The following is a 7,658-nucleotide window of genomic DNA, read 5'->3' on the forward strand; positions in this document are numbered from 1 at the left end:
GAGTTTTTGGAAATCTGTGGGCGATGAGGGGTTCGAACCCCCGACCCCCTCGGTGTAAACGAGGTGCTCTGAACCAGCTGAGCTAATCGCCCTATTTTACTAGGTTGCTATCGTTTGTGATTGCGAGTGCAAATATACGCTAGTTTTTCAGTTCTGCAAAGAAAATCAAATAAAAAATAAAACTTTTTTTGAAATAGATTATATCTTGCTGTTTATGAATTTGTTATTAAAATGATTTTTTTTCAAATAGTAACCGCTTTTAGGCCAGAGGCAATTCGGCAACTACAAAAGTGCTTCCGCCAGCATAAATAAAATCATTTTTGCCTGCATTTTTCTTCGCTTTCAGAAAAGCAGCTTCTACAGAATCATATTTTTCGCCTTTCAAATCATATTTTTCAGCAGCGTTTTGCAGAATTTCGGTACTTAAACCTCGCGAAGAATCAGGTCTGCAAAAATAATAGTGCGCTTTTTTTGGAAAAAGAGGTAAAATAGAATCCAGATCTTTGTCATTTACCACCCCCAAAATAATATGAAGATTTTCAAAAGTCTCTTTTTGAATCTGATTCATTACAACAGCCAGTCCGTGTTTGTTGTGTGCAGTATCACAAATTATTTTCGGGTTTTCACCCAGCTGCTGCCATCTTCCTTGTAAGCCTGTATTTTTTATAACATTCAATAATCCGGATTTTAAATTTTCATCCGAAACCTTAAATTCATTTTGGCTGTTCAAAAGAGCAATTGTCTGCTGAACCGTTTTCTTATTGTGAAATTGATAATCGCCAATTAAATCAGACGGAAAAACTTCTGAAACTAATTCTGAAGCAAAATAAATCGGAGCCTTTTTTTCTTCGGCTTTAGCCAAAAATACCGCTTTTGTTTCCGGAATATATTCTCCAATAACAACCGGAATATTTGCTTTGATAATTCCGGCTTTTTCACCCGCAATTGCTGTATGAGTTGTTCCTAAAAACTGCGTGTGATCTAAGTCGATATTCGTAATAACAGAAACCAGAGGCGTAATGATATTTGTAGCATCCAGTCTTCCGCCCAGGCCAACTTCTATTATAGCGATATCTGTTTTTTCTGAAGCAAAATAATCAAAAGCCAAACCAACCGACATTTCGAAGAAACTCATATCGTTTGCCTCAAAGAAATCTTTGTGTTTTGCGATGAATTCACAAACGAAATCTTCAGAAATCTCCTTTCCGTTTATTTTGATTCTTTCCCTGAAATCTTTTAAGTGCGGAGAAGTATACAAACCTACTTTATATCCCGCTTCCTGAAGTACAGATGCCAGCATATGCGATGTTGATCCCTTGCCATTGGTTCCTGCAACGTGAATGCATTTTAAACGATGTTCAGGATGGCCAAGATGCTCCGCCAGCAGTTTAATGTTGGTTAAGTCTTCTTTGTAAGCCGAAGCACCCTGTAGTTGATACATTGGCAGTTGGTTAAACATCCAGTTTGTGGTCTCTTGATAGTTCATTTATTTAGATAAAATAGTTGCAGATTGAAATAATTTTCGATTTTTTTAGTTTATTAATACAGTGAAAATTATCTTTAGTGCAAATTTCAAATATTTTTTAGAATTAATTATTAAAAACCAGAATTAATATATGTTTAGTTTTATTCAGTTACAAACAGATACAATCGCACAAGCCTCAAATGTAGTTATAGAAAAAATTGCACCTGAAAATGAAATTTCAATGTTTGGGTTCATCATGAAGGGGGGAGTTTTCTTAATTCCGATTGCGATTTTATTGTTTTACACTATTTATGTAATCTTTGAGCGTTATATGTATATAAGCCGTGCTTCAAAAATTGACGGCAGATTAATGCAGGATGTTGGTGATAAATTGAATTCTGGTAATATTGAACTGGCAAGAACAATTGTAGAAAGAAGCAATACCGCTGCCGCCAATATTCTAAAAGAAGGAGTTTTGGTTATCGGAAGACCAATTGCTGAAATCGAATCAAATATGGACCGTGCCGCTGATATTGAAATTGGCGAAATGGAAAGACACTTAGGACATCTTGGACTTATTGCCGGTATCGCGCCAACATTAGGTTTTATCGGAACTATTTCGGGAGTTATCAAGATTTTTTATAGTATTTCTGTAACAGAAAACATTAGTATCGGAAATATATCAGGAGGTCTTTATGAAAAAATGATCAGTTCCGGTTCCGGATTAATTGTGGGAATTATTGCCTATAGTGCCTACCATTTACTAAACGGAAAAATTGATGATTTTGCTTTAAAGATTCAAAAACAGATTTTAGAATTTGTCAATATAATTCAAAGAGCATAAGGTATGTCTATTAAAAGAAAAAGAAGATTTCACGCCGAAGTAGCGACTTCGTCATTAAGTGATATTATGTTTTTCCTGTTGTTGTTTTTCTTAATTATCTCAACACTGGCAAATCCTAATGTGATCAAAATGACATTGCCAAAAGCGAAAGCCAATGAAAAAACCAATAAACAATTGATCAGTTTGTCGGTTACAGAAGATAAAAAGTTTTACATAGATAAAGAACCCGTTGATTTTGAAAATCTGGAAACTTCCTTAATGTCAAAAATCGGAACTGACAAAGAACAAACCGTTGTTGTTCGTATTCCGTTTAATTTGCAGGTTCAGGATTTAGTAGATGTATTGCAGATAGGAGTAAAGAACAATTTGAAATTTGTGATTGCTACAAGTCCGAAGTAAAGGATTATAATTTACCCAATTTTGTCATTCTGAGGAACGAAGAATCACACCAGAAACTCGACAAAGATTGGCGATTCACTTTGCGGAATTACTTGTGTGATTCTTCGTTCCTCAGAATGACAAAACGGACGAAAATAGAAAAAGGCTTTCAGTATTCTGAAAGCCTTTTTTATATAAGAGCAGATTTAGTGTAAATCTGTGAAATCCGTGTTTTTAATTCAAACTAAAATTATAAATAATCTTACCCACTTGTTTTGCAGGAGCATCATTGTCAGATTCCCATTTTGTATTCATGGCTGCTAATTTTGCCTGATCCAATAAACATCTTGCCGTATTGGTTGTCCCTTTTATTCCTGGAGTTGCGCTGATTGTTTTACCGTTTTGATCTACCGTAATTTCAACTACCACTTTTCCTTCTTCATTACAGGTATATTTTGGTGCGGGTTTCGATAAAGCCTTTCTGGTTCCTAACGAATATCCTGATCCGCCGCCAGAACCTCCGCCGCTTCCGGCTCCGTAACCACTTCCTGTGCCAATACCACTTCCGGTTCCGTTGCCGCCTCCGGTTCCTCCACCGGACCCGCCACTACCGTAATATCCGTTAGAACCTAAACTTCCGTTTGATTTTCCTTTATTTCCTGCCACTTTATCATCTCCGTCACCGCCTTTGTTTGAGCCTTTCAAAATACTTGATAAAGCATCATTTGTTGAATTGGAAACTTTTGGCTTTTCAGGAACAGGTTTTGTTACCGGTTTTTCTACAGGAACAGGTTTTTTTGGTTTTTCTTTGGTTGGGATCACAACATCATTATCGGCAGTTGTATTTTCCTGAGTAATGATTGCGTCTTCAGGAGTTGATTTTGCCGGTGTTTGTTTAGCTTCGTTTTTTACATTCAGAACCTCACTTTTATAATTTGCTCCGGAACCTAAATCGCTGTCTCCAAAATTTACGGTTACACCACCGCCTCCGCCGCCTCCGTCAGCAAGTGCAACGTTGTTTTCCGGATTATATGGAGGCCAAAAACGGATAAGAAACAGCAATACAATGATTACTGCATATATCGCAGTTGTGAATAGTAATGATTTCTTTTGATCTGAAGAAATAGGGGAACTCATCTAATTCTGAATTTGTAAGTGTATTAAATAAAAACGTTTAAAAGTAATAAAAATTGTTGAGAGTGAAAGAGTGAATTTAGCCGTAAAGATCGCTAAGTTCTATGAAAGCTGTTTATGTTTAATCTCGCAAAGACGCAAGTCGCAAAGTTTTTTCTTTTTAAGTTTTTTTTGCGTCTTTGCGACTTTGCGAGAAATAAGTTGGTGTTGCTTTGCATAAAACAAAAAGCGGGCTAAAAACTAATTTAGCCCGCTTTCAAATGAGGTATAATAAATTATACTAACTGTTTCAGTGCAATCTCAAAAGCAGTTGCGCTGATATTTGTTTTTGATGAACTCAAAGCATGCGCTTTTACGATTGCATTTTTAATAATATCCGAAGTATCATTAAAAATAGCCTCATCTGTCATCTGAACTTTTTTCTCCATAAAATAAGCAAAAACTCTTGCCATTCCGCAATTTGAAATAAAATCAGGAATCAGACTTACTTTGTGGTCTACTTCTTCCATAATAGATCCGAAGAAAATTTCTTTGTCAGCAAAAGGGACGTTTGCCCCGCATGAAATTACTTCTAATCCGTTTGCAATTAAACTGTCGATTTGGTTTTGAGTTACCAGTCTTGAAGCCGCACAAGGAGTGAAAATTTCAGCTCCGATAGTCCAGATTTTAGAATTGATTTCTTCAAACGGAATCATATTATCGGCAACCAATTTGTTCCCGTCTTTATTTAAAAATAACGTTCTGATTTCTTCAAAAGAAAAACCTTCTTCTTTAATTAATCCTCCGTCACGGTCAATAATTCCGATTACTTTTGCGCCCATTTCAGCCAAATAAAAAGCAGCTGCAGAACCCACATTTCCAAATCCCTGAACGATTGCTTTTTTACCTTTTATTTCTCCGCCATAAGTAGCATAAAAATGACGAACAGCTTCTGCAACACCATAACCTGTAATCATATCGGCAACAGTATATTTGCGGGTCACATCTGGTGAAAATTTTGGGTTTTCGATTACTTTTATAACCCCCTGGCGTAATTGGCCAATCCTGTTGATTTTATCTGCTTCGGTTGGTTTAAAGTGCCCGTTAAAAACACCTTCCTGCGGATGCCACACACCACATTCTTCTGTCATCGGGATTACTTCATGAATTTCATCAACATTTAAATCTCCGCCGGTTCCGTAATAACTTTTTAACAAAGGTGAAACCGCTTTGTACCAACGTTGCAAAACTCCTTTTTTGCGCGGGTCATTAGGATCAAAATTAATTCCGGATTTAGCGCCTCCAATAGCAGGACCAGAAACTGAGAATTTAACTTCCATAGTTTTGGCCAAAGACAGAACTTCATTCATATCCAGGCCTTTTCTCATTCTAGTTCCTCCACCCGCAGCTCCTCCACGAAGTGAATTAATTACTGTCCAGCCTTCTGCTTCTGTTTCAGAATCTTTCCAGTTAAAAACAATTTCAGGTTCCTTATTTTCAAATTGCTGTAATAAATCTTTCATTTTGTTGTGATATGTTTATTTTGCGTAAAAGTATAAAATAGAATAATGCGAATAATGTATTTTGTATCAATTTTCTAACACAAAAAAAAGAAAGCCGAAAACATGGCGTTTTCGGCTTTAAAATATATCTGAAATCAGAAAATTATATTCCTAATAAATTTTTCTTTAGTGTTTCATCAACCGGTTTGTTTGAAAGCCAGATTCCGAATAATGCTTTTTTGAAATCAAATCCCGAAACTTTACCTTTTAAACCTTCGTTTTTATAAACGTTCATAGTTTGGTCAAAAGGATTGTAAGCTAAAACAAAAACATCTTTTTCTGTAATGGCATCACTCAAAAGCTTTTTAAAATCCTCGATTCTTGGTCGCAACTCTTCAAGATTGCTCCCCGCTGATTTTTCAAAACCGGTATTCATCGCTTTGGTCAGTTTGTTAGAAGAAACCATAGAAGATGTAATCTCTATTCTGATGGCCATTTCTGTATCACTGTCAATAATAAACTGAGGATCTTGGCTTAATTGTGATAAATATAATGCCTGAACATAAACTTCCAGCCACATTTTTGATCTCCCGCCGGCACCATTTAATTGCAAAGTTTTGTTTTGGAATTCAATTTTCCTAGGTACTGTTACGCCATTAACTTCTAATGTTGTCTGAGCAGAAACCGTTGAAAATTGTAATCCTAAAAGGATCGTTAATACAAGTAAAATCTTTTTCATACGCTATCAATAATTTATTTTTTTATGGCAAAAATAATCTAATTTATAATTTTTGACTATTTTAATCCGATGTTTTTTTTAAAAATTTATCTATTTATTAATTTGTAGGACATTCATAATCATAATAGTAAGAGTTGTTTTACGTACATATACGGGTTTTTGTAAGATTTGGATTTTTTGAGATTATAATAATTTAGCAATTTTTGAATACCTGATTTTTATCAATAATTTTACTCTTAAATTTTAAAGAAAACATTGCAAATTTGATGTTTGTAATTCAAAAAATCAACAGAATTACGAAAACGTTATCGTGATTAATGATAATATCTTAAAATTATATGCACGCATTGTTAATTCGCATTTAAAAATTATCTTTGGAAGCCTTTATTCAAGGAAAAGAACTTCAAAAAACAAAAAAATATAAGTATGGATTTCAATCTTACCGAAGAACATTTAATGATTCAGCAAGCTGCGAGGGATTTTGCTCAAAACGAATTGTTGCCAGGTGTTATCGAACGTGACGAAAAACAAATTTTTCCGACAGAGCAAGTAAAAAAAATGGGACAATTGGGTTTCATGGGAATGATGGTTGATCCTAAATACGGTGGAAGTGGCCTTGACGCTATTTCGTACGTTATTGCTATGGAAGAAATTTCTAAAGTTGACGCCTCAGCCTCAGTAGTAATGTCTGTAAACAACTCTTTGGTTTGTTGGGGATTGCAGGAATTTGGTACAGAAGAACAAAAACAAAAATATTTGCCAGGTTTAGCTTCGGGAGAAATTCACGGTGCTTTCTGCCTGAGCGAGCCGGAAGCAGGAAGTGATGCAACTTCGCAAAAAACTACAGCTATTGATATGGGTGCCCATTATCTGGTAAACGGAACAAAAAACTGGATTACAAACGGAAATACTGCATCTGTATATCTGGTAATTGCCCAAACGCATCCTGAATTAAAACATAAAGGAATCAATGCTTTGATTATGACCAAAGATATGCCGGGATTCTCTATTGGTCCGAAAGAACAAAAAATGGGAATTCGTGGTTCTGATACACATTCATTAATGTTTAGTGACGTAAAAGTTCCTAAAGAAAACAGAATTGGAGAAGATGGTTTCGGATTTAAATTTGCAATGAAAACTTTGGCAGGTGGCCGTATCGGAATCGCATCTCAGGCTTTGGGTATTGCATCCGGAGCATACGAACTGGCTTTAAAATATTCTAAAGAGCGTAAAGCTTTTGGAACAGAAATCTGCAATCATCAGGCAATTGCTTTTAAACTGGCAGATATGGCGGTTAATATTGAAGCAGCCCGTCACTTGTGTATGAAAGCAGCCTGGGATAAAGACCAGCATAAAAATTATGATGTAAGTGGTGCAATGGCAAAACTGTTTGCTTCACAAGTTGCAATGGACACAGCTGTAGAAGCGGTTCAGATTCATGGTGGAAACGGTTATGTAAAAGAATATCACGTAGAGCGTTTTATGCGTGATGCTAAGATTACCCAGATTTATGAAGGAAGAGATTACATGGAATACCAATTGCGAAGGCAGGTTACTACTAATGGATTGACGCTGATGGACGAAAGCGTGGGTAGCGAACAGGATTAGATACCCTGG

General features: G+C 35.9%; 7 protein-coding genes and 1 tRNA gene. 3 read left to right on the plus strand and 5 right to left on the minus strand.

All coding sequences use genetic code 11. The features are described from left to right. Nucleotides 1-17: 17 nt before the first annotated feature. Together DCO46_RS21790 and DCO46_RS21795 are read right to left on the minus strand one after the other, a co-directional pair. Nucleotides 18-92, minus strand: a tRNA-Val gene (locus DCO46_RS21790). A 167-nt stretch (nucleotides 93-259) separates the two neighbouring features. Beyond that, nucleotides 260-1,486: a bifunctional folylpolyglutamate synthase/dihydrofolate synthase gene (locus DCO46_RS21795; RefSeq protein WP_116754581.1), complete on the minus strand. Its 1,227-nt coding sequence runs from the start codon at nucleotides 1,484-1,486 to the stop codon at nucleotides 260-262. Between the two features lie 130 nt (nucleotides 1,487-1,616). Here DCO46_RS21795 and DCO46_RS21800 point away from each other — a divergent pair, with 130 nt between their 5' ends. Both DCO46_RS21800 and DCO46_RS21805 read left to right on the plus strand, forming a co-directional pair. Then, nucleotides 1,617-2,309 carry a MotA/TolQ/ExbB proton channel family protein gene (locus tag DCO46_RS21800; protein ID WP_116754582.1) on the plus strand — a complete coding sequence of 231 codons (693 nt, stop codon included), beginning with the start codon at nucleotides 1,617-1,619 and terminating at the stop codon, nucleotides 2,307-2,309. 3 nt (nucleotides 2,310-2,312) lie between these two features. Continuing rightward, entirely contained in the window at nucleotides 2,313-2,708 is a 396-nt protein-coding gene (locus DCO46_RS21805; RefSeq protein ID WP_026728937.1) for an ExbD/TolR family protein, read from the plus strand. Between the two features lie 213 nt (nucleotides 2,709-2,921). Here DCO46_RS21805 and DCO46_RS21810 read toward each other — a convergent pair whose 3' ends face one another. The 3 genes from DCO46_RS21810 to DCO46_RS21820 all read right to left on the minus strand — a co-directional run bounded on the left by DCO46_RS21810 (nucleotide 2,922) and on the right by DCO46_RS21820 (nucleotide 6,041). Next, nucleotides 2,922-3,824, minus strand: a complete 903-nt coding sequence (locus DCO46_RS21810) for an energy transducer TonB (RefSeq protein WP_116754583.1) — start codon at nucleotides 3,822-3,824, stop codon at nucleotides 2,922-2,924. A 272-nt stretch (nucleotides 3,825-4,096) separates the two neighbouring features. Continuing rightward, entirely contained in the window at nucleotides 4,097-5,323 is a 1,227-nt protein-coding gene (locus DCO46_RS21815; protein WP_116754584.1) for a Glu/Leu/Phe/Val dehydrogenase dimerization domain-containing protein, read from the minus strand. A gap of 142 nt (nucleotides 5,324-5,465) precedes the next feature. Then, complete coding sequence (locus DCO46_RS21820; protein ID WP_116754585.1) at nucleotides 5,466-6,041, minus strand: chalcone isomerase family protein; 576 nt, start codon at nucleotides 6,039-6,041, stop codon at nucleotides 5,466-5,468. Nucleotides 6,042-6,467: 426 nt separating this feature from the next. Here DCO46_RS21820 and DCO46_RS21825 point away from each other — a divergent pair, with 426 nt between their 5' ends. After that, nucleotides 6,468-7,649 (plus strand): acyl-CoA dehydrogenase family protein, encoded by a 1,182-nt coding sequence (locus DCO46_RS21825; RefSeq protein ID WP_243416384.1) that lies wholly within the window; start codon nucleotides 6,468-6,470, stop codon nucleotides 7,647-7,649. Nucleotides 7,650-7,658 lie beyond the last annotated feature (9 nt).

Source organism: Flavobacterium sp. HTF (assembly GCF_003105115.1).
GTDB lineage: Bacteria > Bacteroidota > Bacteroidia > Flavobacteriales > Flavobacteriaceae > Flavobacterium.

Coding starts and splice junctions, on each gene's coding strand:
- DCO46_RS21820 (WP_116754585.1), bottom strand. CDS start 6,041: ATGAAAAAGATTTTACTTGTATTAACGATCCTTTTAGGATTACAATTT.
- DCO46_RS21815 (WP_116754584.1), bottom strand. CDS start 5,323: ATGAAAGATTTATTACAGCAATTTGAAAATAAGGAACCTGAAATTGTT.
- DCO46_RS21805 (WP_026728937.1), top strand. CDS start 2,313: ATGTCTATTAAAAGAAAAAGAAGATTTCACGCCGAAGTAGCGACTTCG.
- DCO46_RS21795 (WP_116754581.1), bottom strand. CDS start 1,486: ATGAACTATCAAGAGACCACAAACTGGATGTTTAACCAACTGCCAATG.
- DCO46_RS21825 (WP_243416384.1), top strand. CDS start 6,468: ATGGATTTCAATCTTACCGAAGAACATTTAATGATTCAGCAAGCTGCG.
- DCO46_RS21800 (WP_116754582.1), top strand. CDS start 1,617: ATGTTTAGTTTTATTCAGTTACAAACAGATACAATCGCACAAGCCTCA.
- DCO46_RS21810 (WP_116754583.1), bottom strand. CDS start 3,824: ATGAGTTCCCCTATTTCTTCAGATCAAAAGAAATCATTACTATTCACA.